This is a genomic window from Neisseria flavescens (assembly GCF_001618065.1).
GTDB classification, from domain to species: domain Bacteria; phylum Pseudomonadota; class Gammaproteobacteria; order Burkholderiales; family Neisseriaceae; genus Neisseria; species Neisseria flavescens_A.
Genome location: NZ_LAEI01000058.1, coordinates 47845 through 68396, shown reverse-complemented (window position 1 = coordinate 68396; position 20552 = coordinate 47845). Strand labels below are relative to the sequence as shown.

20 protein-coding genes and 3 pseudogenes are annotated in these 20552 nt (G+C 47.3%); 12 read left to right on the top strand and 11 right to left on the bottom strand.

From position 1 onward, the window contains the following. Positions 1 to 49 precede the first annotated feature (49 nt). The 5 genes and pseudogenes from TW89_RS09220 to rplS all read left to right on the top strand — a co-directional run bounded on the left by TW89_RS09220 (position 50) and on the right by rplS (position 4417). Positions 50 to 2440, top strand: coding sequence for a bifunctional acetate--CoA ligase family protein/GNAT family N-acetyltransferase (locus TW89_RS09220; RefSeq protein WP_128581247.1), 2391 nt, complete (start codon positions 50 to 52; stop codon positions 2438 to 2440). Positions 2441 to 2515: 75 nt separating this feature from the next. Further along, positions 2516 to 2764, top strand: coding sequence for a 30S ribosomal protein S16 (gene rpsP / locus TW89_RS09215; protein ID WP_003684452.1), 249 nt, complete (start codon positions 2516 to 2518; stop codon positions 2762 to 2764). A gap of 15 nt (positions 2765 to 2779) precedes the next feature. Then, positions 2780 to 3288, top strand: a pseudogene (gene rimM / locus TW89_RS09210) (ribosome maturation factor RimM). Continuing rightward, the gene (trmD, locus tag TW89_RS09205) at positions 3288 to 4037 is read left to right on the top strand and encodes a tRNA (guanosine(37)-N1)-methyltransferase TrmD (RefSeq protein WP_070646191.1); all 750 of its coding nucleotides are present in this window, start codon (positions 3288 to 3290) and stop codon (positions 4035 to 4037) included. The pseudogene rimM and the gene trmD overlap by 1 nt, the downstream one beginning before the upstream one ends. 14 nt (positions 4038 to 4051) lie before the next feature. Beyond that, positions 4052 to 4417 (top strand): 50S ribosomal protein L19, encoded by a 366-nt coding sequence (gene rplS, locus TW89_RS09200; RefSeq protein ID WP_003679470.1) that lies wholly within the window; start codon positions 4052 to 4054, stop codon positions 4415 to 4417. A 211-nt stretch (positions 4418 to 4628) separates the two neighbouring features. Here the strand turns inward: rplS and TW89_RS09195 are convergent, their stop codons facing one another. Then, a complete protein-coding gene (locus tag TW89_RS09195) occupies positions 4629 to 6038 on the bottom strand; it encodes a PepSY-associated TM helix domain-containing protein (protein WP_128581246.1) in 1410 nt (469 codons plus the stop codon). Between the two features lie 344 nt (positions 6039 to 6382). On the opposite strand from TW89_RS09195, the gene greA reads away from it, so the two are divergent. Continuing rightward, complete coding sequence (gene greA, locus TW89_RS09190) at positions 6383 to 6859, top strand: transcription elongation factor GreA (RefSeq protein ID WP_101755904.1); 477 nt, start codon at positions 6383 to 6385, stop codon at positions 6857 to 6859. 98 nt (positions 6860 to 6957) lie between these two features. Further along, a complete protein-coding gene (locus TW89_RS09185; RefSeq protein WP_128581245.1) occupies positions 6958 to 7386 on the top strand; it encodes a DUF4149 domain-containing protein in 429 nt (142 codons plus the stop codon). 139 nt (positions 7387 to 7525) lie between these two features. Here the strand turns inward: TW89_RS09185 and TW89_RS09180 are convergent, their stop codons facing one another. Beyond that, positions 7526 to 8287 (bottom strand): OmpA family protein, encoded by a 762-nt coding sequence (locus TW89_RS09180; RefSeq protein ID WP_063069187.1) that lies wholly within the window; start codon positions 8285 to 8287, stop codon positions 7526 to 7528. Positions 8288 to 8729: 442 nt separating this feature from the next. On the opposite strand from TW89_RS09180, the gene TW89_RS09170 reads away from it, so the two are divergent. After that, positions 8730 to 9680 (top strand): CysB family HTH-type transcriptional regulator, encoded by a 951-nt coding sequence (locus TW89_RS09170; protein ID WP_049336754.1) that lies wholly within the window; start codon positions 8730 to 8732, stop codon positions 9678 to 9680. Positions 9681 to 9766: 86 nt separating this feature from the next. Here the strand turns inward: TW89_RS09170 and fnr are convergent, their stop codons facing one another. Then, a complete protein-coding gene (gene fnr, locus TW89_RS09165; RefSeq protein WP_039862092.1) occupies positions 9767 to 10501 on the bottom strand; it encodes a fumarate/nitrate reduction transcriptional regulator Fnr in 735 nt (244 codons plus the stop codon). Between the two features lie 162 nt (positions 10502 to 10663). Here fnr and hemN point away from each other — a divergent pair, with 162 nt between their 5' ends. Beyond that, entirely contained in the window at positions 10664 to 12085 is a 1422-nt protein-coding gene (gene hemN / locus TW89_RS09160; RefSeq protein ID WP_128581244.1) for an oxygen-independent coproporphyrinogen III oxidase, read from the top strand. Positions 12086 to 12239: 154 nt separating this feature from the next. Here the strand turns inward: hemN and TW89_RS09155 are convergent. Continuing rightward, positions 12240 to 12614, bottom strand: a pseudogene (locus TW89_RS09155) (transposase); the annotation flags it as partial. A gap of 110 nt (positions 12615 to 12724) precedes the next feature. On the opposite strand from TW89_RS09155, the gene TW89_RS09150 reads away from it, so the two are divergent. The 3 genes from TW89_RS09150 (at position 12725) to TW89_RS09135 (ending at position 14940) form a co-directional block, all read left to right on the top strand. After that, positions 12725 to 13057 carry a hypothetical protein gene (locus TW89_RS09150; protein ID WP_128581243.1) on the top strand — a complete coding sequence of 111 codons (333 nt, stop codon included), beginning with the start codon at positions 12725 to 12727 and terminating at the stop codon, positions 13055 to 13057. A gap of 612 nt (positions 13058 to 13669) precedes the next feature. Next, positions 13670 to 13915, top strand: a complete 246-nt coding sequence (locus tag TW89_RS09140) for a DUF1289 domain-containing protein (RefSeq protein WP_128581242.1) — start codon at positions 13670 to 13672, stop codon at positions 13913 to 13915. Positions 13916 to 13953: 38 nt separating this feature from the next. Continuing rightward, positions 13954 to 14940 carry a TraB/GumN family protein gene (locus tag TW89_RS09135; protein WP_128581241.1) on the top strand — a complete coding sequence of 329 codons (987 nt, stop codon included), beginning with the start codon at positions 13954 to 13956 and terminating at the stop codon, positions 14938 to 14940. Between the two features lie 99 nt (positions 14941 to 15039). Here TW89_RS09135 and argF read toward each other — a convergent pair. The 7 genes and pseudogenes from argF to azu form a co-directional block, all read right to left on the bottom strand. Beyond that, a pseudogene (argF, locus tag TW89_RS09130) lies at positions 15040 to 16034 on the bottom strand (ornithine carbamoyltransferase). Between the two features lie 134 nt (positions 16035 to 16168). Next, positions 16169 to 16924, bottom strand: a complete 756-nt coding sequence (locus TW89_RS09125; RefSeq protein WP_128581253.1) for a methylated-DNA--[protein]-cysteine S-methyltransferase — start codon at positions 16922 to 16924, stop codon at positions 16169 to 16171. Positions 16925 to 16930: 6 nt separating this feature from the next. Then, complete coding sequence (locus TW89_RS09120) at positions 16931 to 17278, bottom strand: VOC family protein (RefSeq protein ID WP_128581240.1); 348 nt, start codon at positions 17276 to 17278, stop codon at positions 16931 to 16933. A 97-nt stretch (positions 17279 to 17375) separates the two neighbouring features. Beyond that, the gene (gene dapE / locus TW89_RS09115; protein WP_128581239.1) at positions 17376 to 18509 is read right to left on the bottom strand and encodes a succinyl-diaminopimelate desuccinylase; all 1134 of its coding nucleotides are present in this window, start codon (positions 18507 to 18509) and stop codon (positions 17376 to 17378) included. Positions 18510 to 18620: 111 nt separating this feature from the next. Continuing rightward, positions 18621 to 19241 carry a glucose-6-phosphate 1-dehydrogenase family protein gene (locus TW89_RS09110; RefSeq protein WP_107810697.1) on the bottom strand — a complete coding sequence of 207 codons (621 nt, stop codon included), beginning with the start codon at positions 19239 to 19241 and terminating at the stop codon, positions 18621 to 18623. 33 nt (positions 19242 to 19274) lie between these two features. Next, positions 19275 to 19784 carry a hemerythrin domain-containing protein gene (locus TW89_RS09105; RefSeq protein WP_036493113.1) on the bottom strand — a complete coding sequence of 170 codons (510 nt, stop codon included), beginning with the start codon at positions 19782 to 19784 and terminating at the stop codon, positions 19275 to 19277. A gap of 92 nt (positions 19785 to 19876) precedes the next feature. After that, the gene (gene azu, locus TW89_RS09100; RefSeq protein WP_003748712.1) at positions 19877 to 20455 is read right to left on the bottom strand and encodes an azurin; all 579 of its coding nucleotides are present in this window, start codon (positions 20453 to 20455) and stop codon (positions 19877 to 19879) included. Positions 20456 to 20552: the final 97 nt, after the last annotated feature.

Here is a 20552-nt window from a genome sequence, read left to right as displayed (position 1 = left end):
GGCCGTCTGAAACTTTTCAGACGGCCAAAAACACAAATAAGGAACCATCATGAGTGCAACCGTCCAAACCGGCTACTTCTTCATGCCTGAACACATCATCCTCGTCGGTGCCAGCGAACGTCCGCACAGCCTTGGCGAACGCATTTTCAGCCACCTGCTCGGTTCCACATATCAAGGCAAAATCACCCCCGTCAATCTTCGACACAGCAGTGTCGCTGGCATTCCCTCCTACTCCAGCCTCAGCAAAATCCCGGGCCAAGCCGATTTGGTTGTTGCCGTTATCCCGCCCGACCATTACGACTCGCTGTTCAAAGCCTGCCGTAAAAAAGACCTGCGCCACATTATCCTGATTCAAGATTGGGAAAACCTGCCACCCGAATCCTGCAAAAACGCCCGTTCCATCATTCAAAAACATCACGGCGACGAATTGAACATCACCGTGTGCAACAGCGCAGGCATCCAACTCCCCTCGCTCAACCTCAACATCGGCACCCAAACCGACTATCCTGCCGGCCATATCGCGTTACTGACCGGCCACAGCACCATCAGCCGCAACATCAACCACCTGCTGAACACGCTGCACCAAGGCGCATCACGCCACATCAGCCTCAACTATGACCTAAGCCCCACTACATCCGCCGACTGGCTCAACCGCTTCGGCCACAACCGCCATACCAAAGTTGCCGTGATCCACTACAATCCGGCCGAAAACCAACGCGAGCTGTTCAGTGCCATCCGCCACTTTACACGCCACACTCCGCTTATCCTGTTGTCCACACATTACACCGACGACACAGACAAAGCCATCCTGCGCAGCCTCAGCCGCCATTGCAATTTCCAACCGGTATTCAATAACGCCGAACTGGAAGCAGCCCTAAAAGCCCACCTTTCCGGCATTCCCGTCATTACCCACCCCACCATTCTGTCCGACACGCCGATAGAATGGCTGCGCACTACCGCCAATGCCTGCGAATTGACCCTCGACCTCCCAACCGATGTACCATCCATCCGACAAGGCTGCATCGGTAGCAACCCCACGCCTGCACGCATCCACCGCTTGGCACTCGAACAATTACAAAATCCGCATACTCAAGCCCTGCTCGGCATTATTTCGCCAGATACGCCGGATGCGTACAGCATTCATCAAACTCTGGATAATTTGGCACAAAAAACCAGCAAGCCCATTCTCGTCAGTTATCGTTTTTCAGACGGCCTGACTCGGTTTAACACACCGGAAGAAGCCTTGCTGACACTTTATTTCCGCAATCAAACCGCCTATTTGCTACAAGTGCAAAATACCCCTGCGCCAGCCAAAACAGGCCGTCTGAAAACACCCAAAAGCAAAAGTATCGATAAAGCCATTGCTTCCGGCCAAACCGAACTGATGGCGGAAGCCCTATACCTGCCTCCGTGCCAAACCCAAAAACACAATGCCGTCCAGTTCCGGTTCAGCCGCCATGCCATTTACGGCAATATCCTTTCCGCCCATTACAACGGCAAAACCGAAGCCGCATTACCTCCATTTACCACACTCGATATCCAACGTTTAAGCCAATTTGCAGAACTCTACAACACTTCCGTTCTCAATCAATTCCTGCATTCCCTAAACACGCTTATCCACAACAACCAGCATATCGGCGACATCATCCTCAACTACAACGGCAGCCAATACAGCAGCACCATCATTCCAGAAATCGTGGAAAAACCTGCTGCACCAACAACCAAAATTCCTAAAAAAGCCGTCCAAACCTTAGAACAGGCCGCCGCTAAAATGCAAAGTGCCGCCGCCTACCTCCAACAAAAAAATCCGGCCGCAGCCGAATTCCTACGCAACACCGGCGAAGCCGCGTCCGAGCTGCTGCACCCTAAAACCGAAACGCCCGAGATACAAAACGTACTCGCACCCTATCCGAGCCAAACCGATACCTTTACCCTGCCCGACGGCAACACACTGCACATCCGCGCACTAGAACCTGAAGATGCCGAAGCCAAACAAAAATTTGTCCGCCAATTACCCGCGGCCGACCGCTATACTCGCTTCATGACCCATACCAACGAGTTACCGCTACCCACACTCGCACGGCTGACCCGTCCCGATTTCCATACCGAATGCGCATGGGCAGCCTTCGCTTCAGACGGCCGTATCGTCGCAGTTAGCCGTTACAGCCGCATCAATCGTAATGAGTGCGAGTTCGGCATTACTTTAGCACCTGAAACACGCAAAACCGGCTTGGCTGGCAAAATGATGAGCCTCATTATCCAAACTGCCACACAGCAAGGTTATCAAATCATGAATGCGGAAATCCTCAAAGAAAACACCCCAATGCTCAAACTCGCTGAAAAATCAGGATTTACCGTTACCCCGTCGGAAACCGACCGCGGACTGTATCAAGCCAGCCTCGATTTGAACGAATGGCAAAACAGCAACAAAAACAAATAAAAACTTGCATAACCCGTGTGAAATATCCTAAAATTAGCGGTTTCTATATATCCGCATTTTTCAAAAGGACTCAAAATGGTAGTTATCCGTTTGGCTCGCGGCGGCTCAAAACACCGCCCTTTCTTCAACGTAGTCGTAACTGACTCTCGCAACCGTCGTGACGGCCGCTTCATCGAGCGCGTAGGTTTCTACAACCCCGTTGCCAACGAAAAACAAGAACGCGTACGTTTCGACGCAGACCGCATCAACCACTGGGTTGCTCAAGGCGCGAAAGTTAGCGATGCAGTTGCCAAACTGATTAAAGAGCAAAAAATCGCTGCTTAATCAGCCGAAACGACCATGACAGACACTCAAAAACGGGTAGCCATGGGCTACATCAAAGGCGTATTCGGCATTAAAGGCTGGCTTAAAATTGCTGCCAATACCGAATATACCGACAGCCTGCTGGACTACCCCGAGTGGCAGTTGTGCAAGGATGGCAAAACCCTGAATGTTGTGCTTGAGGCAGGTAAAATTGTCAATGGCGAACTTCAGGTCAAATTTGAAGGTATAGACGATCGCGACCAAGCATTTGCCTTGCGCGGCTATACCATCGAAGTCCCCAGAGAGTCATTCGCCTCTACTGAGGAAGACGAATACTACTGGGCAGATTTAGTCGGCATGACCGTCATCAACAAAGAAACATCGTCCTCGGCAAAGTCAGCAACCTGATGGAAACCGGTGCAAATGATGTTTTGATGATTAAAGGCGAACATGGACAAATCCTGATTCCCTTTGTCTCCAACTATATCGAATCTGTCGATACCGACAGCAAAACCATTATTGCCGACTGGGGTTTGGACTACTGATGCTGATTCAAGCCATCACCATTTTCCCGGAGATGTTCGACAGCATTGTCGAATATGGCGTTACAGGCAGAGCAAGAAAACAAAATCTTTGGCAGTTTCAAGCCATCAATCCCCGAAAATTTGCCGACAACAAACTTGGCTATATCGACGATCGCCCCTTCGGAGGTGGTCCGGGAATGATTATGATGGCTCCACCGCTTCAATCTGCAATCGAAGAAGCCAAAGCAAACTCGCAAAAACCTGCCAAAGTAATTTATCTCAGTCCGCAAGGTCGGCCGCTGACGCATAAAAAGGCCGCAGAACTTGCCGAACTGCCCCATCTTATTCTTCTATGCGGACGCTATGAAGGCATAGATGAAAGACTGCTGCAAAGCAGTGTGGACGAAGAAATCAGCATTGGCGACTTTGTCGTCTCGGGCGGTGAATTACCCGCTATGATGTTGATGGATGCCGTCTTAAGATTGGTACCGGGTGTATTGGGCGATATACAGTCAGCTGAACAAGACTCATTTTCAGACGGCCTTTTAGATTGTCCTCATTACACCAAACCCGTAGAATTCCAAGGCATGATGGTTCCTGATGTCTTACGTTCAGGAAATCATGGCTTGATTGCCGAGTGGCGATTGAAACAATCTCTACAACGCACTTTAGAGCGCCGACCCGATTTATTGGAAAAGCGCAGTTTAATCCCAAAGGAATCCCGCCTCTTAAAAGAAATCTTGCAAGAGCAACAGGAAATCCAATCATAACTTAGGAAAAACAAATGAACTTGATTCAACAATTAGAGCAAGAAGAAATCGCTCGCTTGAACAAAGAAATCCCTGAATTCGCTCCAGGCGACACCGTTGTCGTATCTGTACGCGTGGTTGAGGGTTCTCGCAGCCGTCTGCAAGCATACGAAGGTGTTGTTATCGCTCGCCGCAACCGTGGCCTGAACAGCAACTTCATCGTTCGCAAAATCTCTAGCGGCGAAGGTGTAGAACGTACTTTCCAACTGTACTCTCCTACCGTAGAAAAAATCGAAGTTAAACGCCGTGGTGACGTACGTCGCGCTAAACTGTACTACTTGCGTGGCCTGACCGGTAAAGCAGCTCGCATTAAAGAAAAATTGCCTGCTCGCAAAGGTTAATTGCTTTCATCAAAAACCCACTTCAATGAAGTGGGTTTTTTGTTTTTATACAAGATCTCCTCGTCTTTCTTACACAATCCTGCAAGCCAACCACAATCTCCATTTTACATATAAACTTAAACAGAATCGTAACTTACCTACCTCTTTTAACCTTTATACAAAAGGCCGTCTGAAACAAAAGATTCAGACGGCCTTTAATCACATCGGACGGTTATTTAAACCATCTTGCCAATGCCGGGATACGTGATAACAACAATGTATCCAAAATCCAAATAACAGCGATTGCGGCAATGGCTGTTGGGAAAATCACGGCCAAAATCAGAAGTGGCGCAGCCATTGCCCACCATACCGGCAATTTGATTTTCTGTGCAGGAGGAACCAAACCACGTGCTTCCGAAGGACGGCGTTTCCACCACATTACACAGCCGCTGACACAGATAAAAATAATCGCCAGACAGAACAAGACATTTGCCAATACGCTCCACCAGCCCAGTGTACCCATATGCAAAGCAATACTTGCTGCCATGAACTTACCAAACCAGTTATAATTATCAAAATGAATATCCACCAGGATTTTGCCGCTGTATTGATCAATGTGCACCGTACGATCCGCAGTCGGACTAATCATATCGTAACTCATTGAGTCTTGCGACAGCGTCCATACACCGGTCTCACCCTTAGGCAAATTAAGCTGATAGCGACCTTTAAAGCCAATTTCGCGCGCAAAGCGGTCAACCGTCTCCAACGTCATCGGCTCACTCGGATTAATGCCGTTTTCACCCATTGTCGTACCGGAAACCGGCATAGGCGTCAGCTCCAAAATCCATGGCACTTCTTTGGATTTACCGTCATTCAGCACATCACCATGGGTTGGTACGGAAGATACCGGATTAGGCTCCACGCCCCATTTACCCGCAGGAAATTGGCTCCACGCCTGAACCACTTTACCACCCCAAATACCTGCCCAAGCAATACCTGACAGACAGAACAGCAATAAAATCAAAGAAACCCAAGAGCCGAATGCGCCGTGCATGCTACGCCACCATGTGCGTCCTTTGCCTGCTTTCGGCACAAGCATGGATTTCAGGCTGCGCTGTTTCGCCCACCACAAATAAATACCGGTCACAATCATGATGATGGTTAGCGACGCAGCGGTTTCCAACAGGTAGTCCCCTGTCGCCCCAATCATAATATCGCCGTGGATTTCATCCATCGTGTGATACCAGCCTTGACCGCGCGGCATCGTGTTCACGACTTTTGCCGTATAGGGATCAACAGCAACCATAGTGGCTTTATCATCATTGTTTACGCGAAATACGGCAACCATATCATCTGCGCGCGGCGCAATATATTGCACCACAGAGGCAGTTTCCGAATTCACAAACTGTCTGGCAGCTTCAGCCTGAGCCGACAAAGGCTGCACTACTGCCTGCGGCGTAACATGTATGCGTTCGCCTTCTTTACCGGTAATATTGGCAAATAGCAGCATTCCCAACCCTGTAACAGCCAGCAGAGTTAAAAACGGCGCAACCAAAAGTCCGGCATAAAAATGCCATCGCCAAACAGTCAAATAACGGCGGTTAGCCTGTTGTTCATTTTGGGAAGTTGGTTTTGTTTCCATATATTCTCTTTATATAGTTAAAGCAGACTAATTATTACGAATTAGCATCAGACATTTTAATCAAAAACATTCATTTAAGAAACCGTTTTTCCCATGCAGCTTTGAAATACTTCAATATTTAGTTTTCAGGCCGTCTGAAAAAACAAAATAGACAGAAAACAACACTTTACTGAAAATCCGTTTTAATCATTGCGGTTTCGGCAGAATTTGGTAGAATACAGGCATTACTTATTTATTCATCAAGCCGCCAAGCTTTGGCGGCTTGTATTTTTATTTCCAATCCGGCTACCGCGTGTGGCCGGATAAAATTTTAAAAGCATCATCATGCTTTCATGGAGAACTCAATGCAAAAAATCCCTTTGACCGTCCGTGGTGCAGAATTGTTGAAACAAGAACTTCAACACCTCAAAAGCGTAGCACGTCCAGAAGTCATTGAAGCCATCGCCGAAGCACGTTCGCACGGCGACTTGTCTGAAAACGCAGAATACGAAGCCGCCAAAGAGCGTCAAGGCTTTATCGAAGGCCGCATCGCCGAGTTGGAACACAAACTCTCTATGGCGCACATCATCAACCCTGCCGAAATCCACGCCGAAGGCAAAATCGTATTCGGCACAACTGTGACACTGGAAGATTTGGAAACTGAAGAACAAGTTACCTACCAAATCGTCGGTGAAGATGAAGCAGACATCAAAGAACGCAAAATCTACGTTGGCTCCCCCATTGCCCGCGCCCTAATCGGCAAAGAAGAAGGCGACATTGCAGAAGTTCAAGCACCCGGTGGCGTGCGTGAATATGACATCATTGCCGTACAATATATCTAAATAAACAAAAGGCCGTCTGAAAACATTTTCAGACGGCCTTTTGTTGTATCTAAAAACACCATAATCAAAGAAAGTGAAATCTTCCCAGGAGAAGCATAATGAATCTACTGTACAAAATTATCCAAACCGCTGCCGCCATGTGGCTTGGTATGCAGCTGACCGCAGGCTATGTTACTGCCCCTATCCTGTTCCGCATCCTGCCCAAAATGCAGGCAGGAGAAATTGCCGGCATTTTATTTGCGATTACAGCACTATGTGGCTTAGTTATTTTTGGCGCAGCCTATGCCTTTTTAAGAAAACCGCTGGCCTCACTTTCTTGGTGGATCTTGGTGCTTTGGCTACTCTTAGCCTGCAACCATCTTTTGGTTACGCCGGTTATCGAGGCACACAAGTACGGGCTGGATAACTGGCTGCTGTCCCTAGTAGGTGGAACATTCGGTGTTTGGCACGGCTTATCCAGTATCATCTTTTTGATTTGCACAATACTCGCCGCTGTTTGCGTATGGAAATGGCCCAGGCCAAACTAAACTGTTTTAATAAAAGGCCGTCTGAAAATAAATCTTTCAGACGGCCCTTCTTATTTTGAAATCACGAATTATCTTGATTACTCAAATACAAGCCATAAAAAAATGCCCTGCATATCGCAGGGCATTTTTCACAAACCGATTAAGGTTTAGCGTAACCGTGAACGCCATTGTAAGGAGCTGGGATCCAACCTTCATCAGTAGCAGGCAATTCGCCTTGACCTTCGATAGTTTGACCTGGAGCAACTTGACGAGTAACAACGCTGCGGATTTTAACATCAACGCGACGGTCAGGTTCGATACAAGCGATAAGAGCAGCACGTTTCTTAGCTTTAGAAACTTTTTTGCCCAGTTTAGCAACTTCAGCTTCACAAGTAGCAGTCATTTGAGCTTGAGATTCGCCCAGACCTACTGCAGAGATTTTGCTAGAAGCAACGCCACGGCCTACCAAGTAGTTAGCAACTACGTTGGCACGACGCTCAGACAGAGCTTGGTTGTATTGTTCAGAACCCATGAAGTCGGTATGACCTTCAACACGTACGGTTTGTACGCTTTCGTTGCTCAGGCGTTGGGCCAAAGCGTTCAGGTTTTCTTGAGCTTCAGGACGCAGGTTGTCTTTGTCGAAGCCGAACAGAGTTTTAGAAGACAGGGAAACAGTTTCATCAACATACTCAGGAGCTTGTTGTACAGGAGCAACTGCTTCGCGGTCACCACATTCAACACGGCCTTGGGTAGCTTTGTCGAAGTAGCTGTTTTTCCAGCATTCGCCGTAGTTGTTACGGACGATTTCTTGAGATTGGCTGCTTACGGTGTAACCGTGTTTGGTATGCGCTTCGCTGGCCATTGCGGTGCCAGAGGCAACCAAGGCAACGAACAATGCGCTTAATTTCAGCTGTTTGGTCATTTTATTCCCTCATCAAATTGTTATGCGGCGGACTAGGAAAGCAACCGCTGCAAAGTACCAATATACAGGCCGCAGTATCAAAACAGCGGCAAATCGGATATATCAGGTTGCACTATAAAGAAGCGCAAGGCAAACTGTCAATACTCGATGCCTTCAAACAATCATGAAGTGCCTGCTTCCTAGTAGTTAATCATGCCGAAAAATCAATCTTGTGTCATTAATTTAGGGCAAAATCAGACAATTCACCTACCTAAAGTTGTACAAAAACAACAAAACCCCTTTCCCTCTTCTTTCCTGAATTTCCTGTTTTCATATCATTAAAAGATATTTTCATTAAAAACAACCATTTTCAAAACTTGGGGCAAAACCGGGCAAAATATGTTAAATTACATGCCGTTTGTCGCACAAAATCCACAATAACAACGTATTCGGTACTGCTACCATGAAACTGCAACAATTACGTTACGCCCTTGAAGTTTACCGGCACAATCTGAATGTATCCGAGGCTGCCGATGCGCTTTTTACATCCCAGCCCGGCATTTCCAAACAAATCCGCCTGCTTGAAGAAGAATTGGGTATCCAAATTTTTATCCGCAGCGGCAAGCGTGTGGTTTCCGTTTCACAACCGGGCAAAGCCGTATTAGAGATTTCGGAACGGATTTTGCGTGATGTACAAAACATTAAAAATATCGGCAGCGAGTTTACCGATCATGACAGCGGTTCGCTGACCATCGCGACAACGCATACCCAGGCGCGTTATGCTTTACCCAAAATCGTTGCGGAATTTGTCAAAAACTATCCTAAAGTCAATTTGACCATCAAACAAGGCAGCCCTTCTGCGATTGCGCAAATGGTCAGCAGCGGCGAAGCTGATTTGGCAATTATTACCGAACAGATTGATGATCATCCTGAGTTGGGCAAACTGCCCTGCTATGAATGGAACCATGCCGTCATTGTTCCGCACGACCACCCTCTTTTGGACTGCCGCAATCCTTTAAGCCTTGAAGATTTGGCTTCATTTCCGCTGGTTACTTACGAATTTGCGTTCAACTCCGGCAGCAGCATTGCGCGTACCTTTAATAAAGCGCACATCGAGCAACCTGATGTTGCCTTATCGGCTGCCGATACGGATGTATTGAAAACGTATGTCCGCTTAGGCTTGGGCGTTGGATTAATGGCCAAAATGGCGTACGATCCCGTTGTCGATCAAGATTTGCAGCTGATTGATGCGGCACACTTATTTGAACCGTCGCCCACTTGGATAGCCTTACGCTCGGATACTTACCTGCGCGGTTACGCGTATGACTTTATCCAGATGTTTGCACCGAAACTGACCAGAGAAGTAGTCGACCGCATTCTGTACACGCCGGTTGTTGAAGATTTTTCAATTTAATACCTGACTATCACTTGCGTAACTTAACAATTATTCTTTAATTCTTGTTAAAAAGGCCGTCTGAAATATTTCAGACGGCCTAAGATTCAGATAGCGTGCGAACAACCGGAAACCATTTTCTTCAAAGTCGTCGCATCTAAGATTTTGATGTGCTTGTGTTCAACCGAAATCAAGCCTTCATGATGGAATTTAGACAAGGTGCGGCTGACTGTTTCCAGTTTCAGCCCCAAATAGCTGCCGATTTCCTCACGCGACATCCGCAAGATAAAATCATTGGCGGCAAAGCCTCGTGAATAGAGACGCTGAGACAGGTTGAGCAAGAATGCTGCCAATCGCTCTTCAGCGCGCATATTGCCCAAAAGCAGCATAACACCCTGATCTCGAACAATTTCGCGGCTCATCAAGCGGAAAAAGTGAGAACGGAGGCTGGGAATATCCTGACCGAGTTCTTCAATATGTGTAAACGGAAGCTCGCATACCTCGCTGTCTTCCAAAGCCACAGCATCACAGCTGTGAATATGGGAACAAATCCCATCCATACCGATCAGCTCGCCCGACATAAAAAAGCCGGTTACCTGATCTCGTCCATCTTGGCTGGCGACTGTTGTTTTAAAGAAGCCTGCACGGATGGCAAACAAAGAGGTAAACGGCTCGCCGGCACGGAACAGGTATTCACCTTTTTTCAGACGGCGGCTTTGACGAATAACCGCATCTAATTGTGAAAATTCGTTAGGCATCAGTCCGACAGGCAAACACAGCTCGCGTAAAGAACATGTGGAACACAAGGTTTTCATTTGATGTGTTGCATTGTGTGTGGCCATAACGCACCCTTAATCTGCATAGTTCTATAAATCCCTGATTAAGCCGAATAACTATTGACCCAAGTCAAAGTCGACATATCATTATCAGGCATTCTACCAAACTATCGAAATTTTGACTAAAATTTTCCCTAATTTCCCTACTTTATACTACAAGCCCCTACCATGAAAATTATCCCTATCTCAAATAACACCAACACAAACAATGAATTACCGGAATTCGACCGCGAATTGATTGCCAGTTTGCCATCAAGCGGCCCACGTTATACATCCTATCCGACCGCCGACCGCTTCCATGAAGGCTTTAAAGAAGCCGAATATATCCAAGCTTTAAACCTGCGCAACATGGGCGCACTCAACAAACCCCTTTCACTCTACATCCACATTCCCTTCTGCAATACCATCTGCTATTACTGCGGCTGCAATAAAATCATTACCAAAGACAAAAGCCGTGCCGATGCCTATATCCAGTATCTGGAAAAAGAAATGGAATTGCTGGCCCCGCATTTGGGCGGAAGACACCAGCTCGCGCAGCTCCACTTCGGCGGCGGTACGCCGACATTCCTGAGCGATGACCAACTCGAACGCGTCTTCGACATGATTCGTAAATACTTCCAGCTGATTCCCAACGGCGAATACTCCATCGAAATCGACCCGCGCAAAGTCAGCCGCGAGACCGTCCTCAAACTGGGCAAACTCGGTTTCAACCGCATGAGTGTCGGTATTCAAGACTTTGACCCTAAAGTGCAGGAAGCCGTCAACCGCATTCAAAGCTACGAAGAAACCAAAGAAGTGATTGATGCCGCGCGTGAAGCCGGATTTAAATCAGTCAGCGTCGATTTAATTTACGGCCTGCCGCACCAAAACACCGAAAGCATCAAAACCACCATCGACACGGTCTTATCCCTCGATCCCGACCGCCTCGCCCTTTACCACTACGCCCACCTGCCGCATATCTTCAAACCGCAACGCCGTATCGACACCAATGTCGTACCCGGCAGCGAAGAAAAACTCGATATGCTGCAATATTGCGTTCAAACCCTGACCGAGCGCGGCTATGTTTTCATCGGTATGGACCACTTTGCCAAACCTGACGACGAACTCTCCATCGCCCTCAAAGAAGGCTTCCTGCAACGCAACTTCCAAGGCTACTCGACCTATGCCGACTGCGACTTGGTGGCAATCGGCGTATCCTCTATCGGCAAAATCGGCAGCACCTACTCCCAAAACGAGCGCGACATCGATGCCTATTACGCCGCACTCGATGCCGGACATCTGCCGATTATGCGCGGCTACCAGCTCAATCAAGACGACATTCTGCGCCGCAACATCATTCAGGATTTGATGTGCCGCTTCTCGCTTGATTATCAAATTTATGAAAGCGTGTTCGGCATTCCGTTTAGCCGCTATTTTGCAGCCGAACTGGAAGATATGAAGCAACTGGAAACCCTCGGCCTGGTCCGTCTCAAACCGCACAGCCTGACCGTTACGCCGAAGGGCCGTTTCCTGATCCGCAACATCGCCATGGTGTTCGACTACCATTTGCGCCATAAAGAAACCAAAGCCAAATACTCGCAAACTGTATAAATAGGAATAGAAAAGATGATATATTGACCTGTCAATTATTAAAATAGGTTAATTTCCTATGCTTCTGTTTTTAATGGATATTTAGTTATTGCATTTTCAACGGAAACGACAAAGAACGGCTGTTTTTACAGCCGTTTTGTTTTGTATAAATTCGTTAAACCGTCTGATGTCGCGCTTTATCAAATGGCTTTTTAGTCTTGTGTATATAAAATGCGATTTTTGCCAATTTCCGCATTAGTGCAACGATGATTATCATCTTAGGCTTTTTTGCCGCTTCCAAATTTCTGACAAGTTGAGGAAATGCATCCATGCGGTAGGCAACAAGGGCAGGCATAAACAAGGCGCGTTTTAATTGGCGGTGTCCGTATCGGCTCAATCTGCCTTTTTTATTGACACTTGTTCCTGATTGTTCAATTTTTGGACTTAGACCGGCAAAGGCTACAAATTTATTCGCTGTTTCAAAATTTTTATCTGTGAGGTGTCTTAGTAGGATCACTGCGGTTTCTTTCCCTATTGCCGGTATGGTCGTCTGAAAATTTTCAGACGACCTTTGTTTTATTTTCAATACTTTCGGGTAACATAAAACCATATTTCCCGCTTTATCAGGATTCAAAGTTAATTTGTATAGGCGCGTATCCTATGATTACCGAACAGCAAAACGATATCCTCAGCATCAATCAAGTGCAGCTTCTCCTTGCTGAAAAACGCACGGCACTTGCTATCATGCGTACGGGCATTGCCGTTTTCGCACTCCCTTTGTCTATTTTCAGTGCGCTGATTGCGACATCGAAATGGTACGAGGCCGTTGATGTTTGGCCTTTGCTCGTACTGGTCAGTCTGATGAACATCAGCTTGATTATTTTCTCGGTCTATCTGATTACCCGCTCGCTCCGTAGAATGCACCAATATGACCAGCTGATTGCCGATATCAAATACAACAATCAGTCTTTGCGCAAACTGATTAAGTCATAAAATGCAGATAGTTGGGGCTACACATAGGTCGTCTGAAAATCAAAATATAGCGGAACTCCAAATATGTATTAAAACATGATTCTGCCAAACATACCGTAATTATTCTTGGTGACGTTACTGTATACTTTGCTCCCCCATTTGAATCGATACGATACCATTGCAGTAATTGAGATTAAAATGAACAACAAATATAAAGAATGGATAAAAATCATACTGCTCCCTCATTTAATAACGGCTATTTTTTTAGGGCCGGCAATAATTGTTTTTTGGTCAGGTGGATTTATCGATCTCTATTCTGTTATAAACGTGTTCAGTGAATTAGGTTCGCTTAAATATTATATTTATATTGGAATTCCTTTAATTTTTATAATGTTCTTACTTGGGTTTTATTGGGAAAATCTGACGATAGGGAAGATACTGACTTCTTCTGCGATATATTTATGGTTTCTCTTAGGTTTTTTATGCCTAGGGTGGCAGATATAAACTTATTGAAATGATCAACTCAATTGGATATTAGGAACCCTGCTGGATACACCGATCGTGTTTAGACAAATACGAATGCAGTCTACAATTTTGGTTTGTCCGGTCTCTTTTCTCAAACGCTTTTAAAATATGGAACAACCTGATTTTTTCCCCATCCCCAGTCCCTGTATAGGTGTCTGCGAAGCCAATGCCAAAGGTTTTTGCAAAGGCTGCCTGCGCAGCCGGGAAGAACGCTTGTACTGGCTCCAGATGACCAACAGCCAAAAGCATCAAGTCATGCACCTTCTATCCCTCAGGAAGGCCAAAATCCGCAACCGCAAACTGGAAAAAACCGAAACGGGCGAACATCCAGTTCAAAACCTACTCGATTTCTAAATTGCTCTTGCCTACCGCACACCACAATAAGGAAAAACATGAAAAAACTGCTTGCCTGTCTGCTGATACCATTTACCGCCCTCGCCTTAGGTACCTGCAAACCCGCTGCAACTTTACCCGAAAGCAAACCTGCCGAACTCAATTGGCAGCAGCCTAAACTCACCAGCAATGTTTGGAAAATCAGCAAAGAAGGCCAACCCGATTCCTATCTGCTCGGCACCATCCACATGGGGAAAACCAATCAGACCTTGTCTTCCGATGCCCTCAAACTGTTGCAATCCACCAACCAACTGACCACAGAAGTTGACGCATTGCCGGACAGCAGCCCGGAAACAAAAAAAATGTATCAAAAATACTTCAAAGAGGTCATGAGTACCGAACCGCTCAGTCGCAAGCTTGGCAAAACAGATTTCCGTCTTTTACAAGAAATCTATTCAAAAAATGAAGAAAGCCGACCCATTGCCCAAATTGCCGACAAACTCCATCCGTGGGCAGCATTGGTTTTTGCCGGCAGCGCATTTCCCCAAGGATATAGCGCAGAAACCGGTGCAGATATGTTGCTGACCAATGCGGCCGCCGACATCAATAAGCCGCGTGGTTCATTGGAAAGTTTGGACGATGTTACCGCGATCTTCAAAGCCCAGCCTGAAGAGACCATGCTCAACTTTCTGAAAGCCAGCATTAAAACCAATAAAGAAGAAACCGAAGATATCAAAAAACTCCATCAAGCCTATTCAGACGGCCGCTTTGAAGAACTCATCCCACTTTTGGAAGAAACCGAACAGCGCACCCTCAAACTTGTTGATACCAAACACGCCAAAGCCATGTCCGATTGGCTGAAAAACGACCTTCTGATCCGCCGCAACTTGGCATGGCTGCCTGAAATCCGCAAGCAATCGGCCAAACAAAGCACCCTCTTTGCCGTCGGTATTGCCCATTTACCCAGCGAAAAAGGCTTAATCGAACTGCTACGTAAAGAAGGCTATCAAGTAACGCCCGAACCCAAAGTTCTGATTTGGCAATAAACCCCAAGCAAACGACAAGGCCGTCTGAAAGTCTTTCTTTCAGACGGCCTTTATTTAATCTCTATTAAATGGAGCAGTAAGCAGCGTTGAGCGCCAAAATCAATCGCCCAATGCCGCTACCATCACCGCTTTAATCGTGTGCATCCGGTTTTCTGCCTGATCAAACACAATGCTGGCTTCGCTTTCGAAAACTTCTTCCGTTACTTCCACACCATTCAGACCGAATGTCTCATAAATCCATTCACCGACTTTGGTTTCACGATTATGGAAAGCAGGCAGGCAATGCATAAACTTGACTTGCGGATTTTCCGCCGCCGCCATCAATTCGGGGGTAACGCGGTAACCTTTCAGCAAATCGATACGTTCCTGCCACGCCTCTTTAGGCTCACCCATGCTGACCCACACATCGGTATGGATAAAATCCACGCCTTTTACGGCTTCTTTCACATTCTCCGTCAACAGAATCCGTCCGCCGGTCTCTTTGGCAACAGCCTGCACCGTCTCGATAATGTTTTCAGACGGCCACAAACTTTTCGGCGCACCGATACGCACGTCCATGCCCAGTTTCGCAGCTAACACCAGCAACGAATTGGCCATGTTGTAACGCGCATCGCCGACATAGGCAAACGCAATCTGGTTCAAAGGCTTGTTGCTATGCTCGCGCATCGTCAGCGCATCAGCGAGCATTTGGGTCGGGTGGAACTCGTTGGTCAAACCATTGAACACAGGCACGCCTGCATACTTGGCCAGCTCTTCCACCACATCCTGCCCAAAGCCGCGATATTCGATACCGTCAAACATCCGCCCAAAACCCGCGCCGTATCCTTAATGCTTTCCTTATGCCCGATTTGGCTGGCAGAAGGCTCCAGATAAGTTACCCCTACCCCTTGATCGCGTGCGGCCACTTCAAACGCGCAACGGGTGCGGGTTGATGTTTTCTCGAAAATCAGGGCAATGTTTTTCCCCTTCATCCGCTGCACTTCGCGCCCTGCTTTTTTAGCGGCCTTCAATTCGGCGGCAAGGTCGAGATAGGTAGTAATTTCTTCCGGCGTAAAATCCAAAAGTTTTAAAAAATGGCGGTTTTTCAGGCTCATGTCTTATTTCTCTTTTTCTAGCGTGGGCATTGCCCAACATTTTTCTCCATGCAGATTTTTCCGGGCTTCCCCGACCTTCTGCTACTCAATTTTTCAGCGTGCGAAGCCTGCCCCTAATGCAGCCTCTTATCCTCTCAAAATAAGGCCGTCTGAACTTCGCCTCGCTCCAAGGCAAGCAACGATTGTTTGCGGTTCAAACCGCCTGCGTAGCCGGTCAGCTTGCCGTCGCTGCCGATAACGCGGTGACAGGGAATCAAGATAGACACCTTGTTCTGCCCGTTGGCAGCGGCAACGGCGCGGACGGCTTTAGGATTACCCAACTGTTGCGCCTGCTCCTTGTAGCTGCGTGTTTCGCCGTAAGGAATGGTCAGCAGCGCATTCCACACCTGCTGCTGAAAGGCCGTGCCTATCGTTTCCAAAGGCGTCGCAAAAACTTTCAGACGGCCTTGAAAGTATAAATCCAATTCTTGGCGTAAAAGTTGCGTTTGCTCATTTTCTTGGAAAATAAACTGCCCACGCAAAGCTTTTTGGACAGCCATGATTTCCTGCTCTAGCTGTTTCTGCCCGACAAATTCCAGCAGACACAAACCCTTACTGCCGAACACCGCCAACATCTCGCCCAAAGGCGTGGCAAGCACGGCGGCAGTCAGTTCGTTCGAACTATCAGGATAACGCGTTTCCAACAGTCGGATGGTTCGTCGGATACGGACATATTCCTCAGGGGCACAACCGATACAGTCAATAAAATCCTGCTCAAACTGCTTGGCTTCATGTTCCGTAAACCGCTCGTGCATCAGGGCTTCAAGGTCGGCGGAAAAGTCTGTTTCCAATAGTTCTCGGATTTCATTCCACTTTGCTGGAAGCGCATCTAAAGAAGGCAGAGTAATCATCTGCATTTACTCCCGATAATCAACAAACCCCAAACGATTACCCGACGGATCAAAAAATTCCACAGCCCATCCGGTACGAATACGGAAAGGTTCACTTAGAAAACGGATATTTCTACCCTGTAACGCCGCATACTTCGCGCGCACATCATCCACTTCAATCCACACGGCAGGCGTCATATTGGGAAATTTTTTCCGCTCTTTAAGAATAATAGCAGCTTCTTCTTCGCCCACCCGAAAAGCAACCATACCGCTTTCGGAAAAGTCGAATTTAACGGGCAAATCCAGTACATCTTGATAAAAACGGCAACTAGTAGCCAGATCATCTGCAGGAAAGAAAAAATTATCGTACTTCAATTTTTCTCCTTATCAACTAATTGTTATCGCAGTATTGCTTAAGAAAAATATACACCATTTTATCAGGCTAATATCCTACTTTTTCAGACGGCCTTTTTCACTTCAACAAACGTTTCAACATACCTTCATATACCGCCGACAGCTTCGGAATATCTTCCAAACGTACGTTTTCGTTGATTTGGTGGATGGTCGCGTTAGACGGGCCTAATTCGATGAGTTCTGTGGCAATGGCTTTGATGAAGCGTCCATCCGAAGTGCCGCCAGTGGTGGACAATTCGGCCTCAATGCCACAAATCTCGGCAATGGCTTCGCGTGCCACGTCGGTTAGTTTTCCTGCCTGAGTCAGGAAAGGTTGGCCTGAGCAAGACCACTGCAAATCGTATTGCACGCCGTGTTTGTCCAAAATGGCGTGGACGCGTTGTTTCAGACCTTCTTCGGTGGACTCGGTAGAGAAACGGAAATTGAATTTGACGTTCAGCTCACCAGGAATAACGTTGGTCGCGCCTGTACCACCGTTGATATTGGAAATTTGGAAACTGGTCGGCGGAAAGTATTCGTTGCCCTCGTCCCAGACCTCTTGTGTCAGTTCCAGCAAGGCCGGGGCAAAAGTATGCACGGGATTGATTGCCAAATGCGGATAGGCAATATGGCCTTGCTTGCCTTTGACGGTCAGATTGCCCGACAACGAGCCACGTCGGCCGTTTTTCAACATATCGCCCAATTTATCCACAGCAGTCGGTTCGCCGACGATACAGTAATCAATCAACTCGCCGCGCGCTTTCAACACATCAACGACTTTGGTTGTACCGTCCAGCGCATCGCCCTCTTCGTCAGAAGTAATCAGGAGCGCGATGCTGCCTTGGTGGTCGGGATTTTCGGCAACGAAACGCTCGCAGGCGGTAACGAAACAGGCAATGCTGGTTTTCATATCCGCCGCGCCGCGACCATACAGACGGCCTTCACGCTCGGTCGGTTCAAACGGAGGAAAATCCCATTTTTCAACAGGGCCTGTCGGCACGACATCGGTATGTCCGGCAAAGCAGAACACCGGAGCCTGCGTACCGCGTCGCAACCAAACGTTTTTGGTGTCGCCAAAATGAAGCTTTTCTACGGCAAAACCGATTTTTTGCAGGCGTTCGGCCAGCAGTTGTTGGCAGTTTTGGTCATCCGGCGTAACGGACGGGCGGGAAATCAGCGCTTTGGCAAGCTCTAGGGATTGGGTTTCGGTCATATTTGTTCACTTTGAGAAACAGGCCGTCTGAAATGTTCTGAATATAATTTTCAGACAGCCTTGATTTATTTGAAGATACTGAATAGGCAGTCTGCCTTTCAGTATTCTGAGTTATTTTCCATGGCAAGCTTCATAAAGCGGCAGTAATTCTTCCACTGTTTCCACTATCCATTTCACGACATCCTGCTTGCCTAAATCATCGCGTTCGATGTGTTTCCCGATACAGAAGAAATCTTTGTCGTCTCGAAGCTTTCTATCGCCGTCGCTTTGTTGGGCGACGGTACGATAATCGTCATATTCGCTTTCCGCGCCGTGCCACATATCGAATGAAGCGTATTTTTCAGTATCAAAATTATCCAGCCAGCGGTTGTAATCAGGCAGCGCAATAGGTGAAACATCGGCTTTATAGCAGTGCCAATCCAAGCTGACACTCAAACGGCGGCGATTCAGCAAAATCGACAAAATCGCTGCGGAATTTTTATATTGTTCGTATTTGAAATAGGCAAAGAAATGAGCGCGAACCTGCCAGCCGTTACACCAGCGTTCGATATGCGGCGGCGCAAACGGTGCACCCAATTCGGCGGCAACCTGCTGGATCAGCTGCTGCCATACCTGCCAGTTTTCTTTATAGTCGGCTTTGATTTGCGGAATGCTTTCAGGCTGGTATTTTTTAAGCTGGGAAAACTGGAAAAAAGGAATATTGAACAAATCGCAACTTTTTGGGGTCAGCATAATATATCCTTGAGACGATTGTTTTAGACGGCCTTATTTGCGGCGGCGTGCGGCCATAATTTCGCCGATTTCGGTCAGTTTTTCTTTGGGGATAAAGGTTTTGCCCATATCAAATAGCGGCTCTTCAATTGCCAGATGAACATCATATCCTGCGACAAAGCGTTTGAACGTTTCCGCATCGGGGACATAGGCGTTGTCTGCTTCGAGTTTGGCGAATTCGGCAGATACCGCCGCCCAGTTGTTGTGCAGGCTGATATGTTGGCGCAAAAGCTCGTCAACGCTTTCTTGAGCTTGCGGCGCATATTGCAATAGAAGCGGGAAGAAATTTTCTTCTTCGTCTTCATGGTGCAACGGCGCAGCAACATTAAAATATTGGGCAATCTGGCGGATGGTTTGCAAAACGATTTGATTGCAGCCGTTTTCGGCAATATAGTCCGACAACATGGCAACCTGGCTGCAGAAACGGCGCACTTTGCCATGACAGGCGTACAGCATTTCAATGGGTTCGGCAAAAGTAACGCTTTTGGTTTCAAACGGATTCATGGTTTTGAAGTTTTATTCTTAAATTAATGTTTCCAGATTATAACAAAACAGCCTGCGCAAGGCAGGCTGTCTGTTTTCGAGCTTGAGGCGGATTAGTCAACTAAAGTAACTTTACCGTTCATCAAAGCGCCGTGACCTGGGAAGGTACAAGCGAATTTGTATTCGCCGCCGGCCAATTTAGCAGGATCCAGAGTCAGGGAAGCTTCTTCGCCGCCGCCAACCAGTTTGGTGTGGGCAACAACGCGTGCGTCGTCAGGTTTAACGTAGTCAGTTGCAGCAGCACCGGCACCGTCTTTGAAAATACCGTCCATGTCTTCAGCTTTACCGATGACGATGTTGTGACCCATGCTTTCTTTAGGTTGGGTACCGGTGTGTTTCAAAGTGATGGTGAATTCTTTACAAGCTTTGCTTACTTGGATTTCTTTAGTGTTGAACTGCATAGCGTCGTTGGCTTCAACAGTAGTTGCGCAGTTGCCGGCAGCAGGAGCGGCGGCAGCATCGGCTGGAGCAGCTTCAGAGGCAGGAGCGGCATCGGCAGGTGCAGTAGTTTCTGCAGGAGCAGCTTCAGAAGCAGCGGAAGCAGCAGGTGCTTCAGCAGGTTTTGCAGCTTCTTGAGAGCATGCAGCCAAGCCGATAACGGCAGCGGAAATCAGAGCCAGATAAGCTTTCATTGATGTATCTCCTAATGATGAGAGTCTTGTTAAGTTCTATTAATAGAACCCGCGCGAATATATTAACAAAGGCAAATGCCAAACGTAAACTTATTCA

Coding starts and splice junctions, on each gene's coding strand:
- greA (WP_101755904.1), top strand. CDS start 6,383: ATGCAAAAAATCCCTTTGACCGTCCGTGGTGCAGAATTGTTGAAACAA.
- TW89_RS09180 (WP_063069187.1), bottom strand. CDS start 8,287: ATGACCAAACAGCTGAAATTAAGCGCATTGTTCGTTGCCTTGGTTGCC.
- TW89_RS09195 (WP_128581246.1), bottom strand. CDS start 6,038: ATGGAAACAAAACCAACTTCCCAAAATGAACAACAGGCTAACCGCCGT.
- TW89_RS09185 (WP_128581245.1), top strand. CDS start 6,958: ATGAATCTACTGTACAAAATTATCCAAACCGCTGCCGCCATGTGGCTT.
- TW89_RS09110 (WP_107810697.1), bottom strand. CDS start 19,241: ATGCTGACCCCAAAAAGTTGCGATTTGTTCAATATTCCTTTTTTCCAG.
- TW89_RS09220 (WP_128581247.1), top strand. CDS start 50: ATGAGTGCAACCGTCCAAACCGGCTACTTCTTCATGCCTGAACACATC.
- fnr (WP_039862092.1), bottom strand. CDS start 10,501: ATGGCCACACACAATGCAACACATCAAATGAAAACCTTGTGTTCCACA.
- TW89_RS09135 (WP_128581241.1), top strand. CDS start 13,954: ATGAAAAAACTGCTTGCCTGTCTGCTGATACCATTTACCGCCCTCGCC.
- azu (WP_003748712.1), bottom strand. CDS start 20,455: ATGAAAGCTTATCTGGCTCTGATTTCCGCTGCCGTTATCGGCTTGGCT.
- TW89_RS09140 (WP_128581242.1), top strand. CDS start 13,670: ATGGAACAACCTGATTTTTTCCCCATCCCCAGTCCCTGTATAGGTGTC.
- TW89_RS09170 (WP_049336754.1), top strand. CDS start 8,730: ATGAAACTGCAACAATTACGTTACGCCCTTGAAGTTTACCGGCACAAT.
- hemN (WP_128581244.1), top strand. CDS start 10,664: ATGAAAATTATCCCTATCTCAAATAACACCAACACAAACAATGAATTA.
- TW89_RS09150 (WP_128581243.1), top strand. CDS start 12,725: ATGATTACCGAACAGCAAAACGATATCCTCAGCATCAATCAAGTGCAG.
- rpsP (WP_003684452.1), top strand. CDS start 2,516: ATGGTAGTTATCCGTTTGGCTCGCGGCGGCTCAAAACACCGCCCTTTC.
- dapE (WP_128581239.1), bottom strand. CDS start 18,509: ATGACCGAAACCCAATCCCTAGAGCTTGCCAAAGCGCTGATTTCCCGC.
- rplS (WP_003679470.1), top strand. CDS start 4,052: ATGAACTTGATTCAACAATTAGAGCAAGAAGAAATCGCTCGCTTGAAC.
- TW89_RS09105 (WP_036493113.1), bottom strand. CDS start 19,784: ATGAATCCGTTTGAAACCAAAAGCGTTACTTTTGCCGAACCCATTGAA.
- trmD (WP_070646191.1), top strand. CDS start 3,288: ATGCTGATTCAAGCCATCACCATTTTCCCGGAGATGTTCGACAGCATT.
- TW89_RS09125 (WP_128581253.1), bottom strand. CDS start 16,924: ATGATTACTCTGCCTTCTTTAGATGCGCTTCCAGCAAAGTGGAATGAA.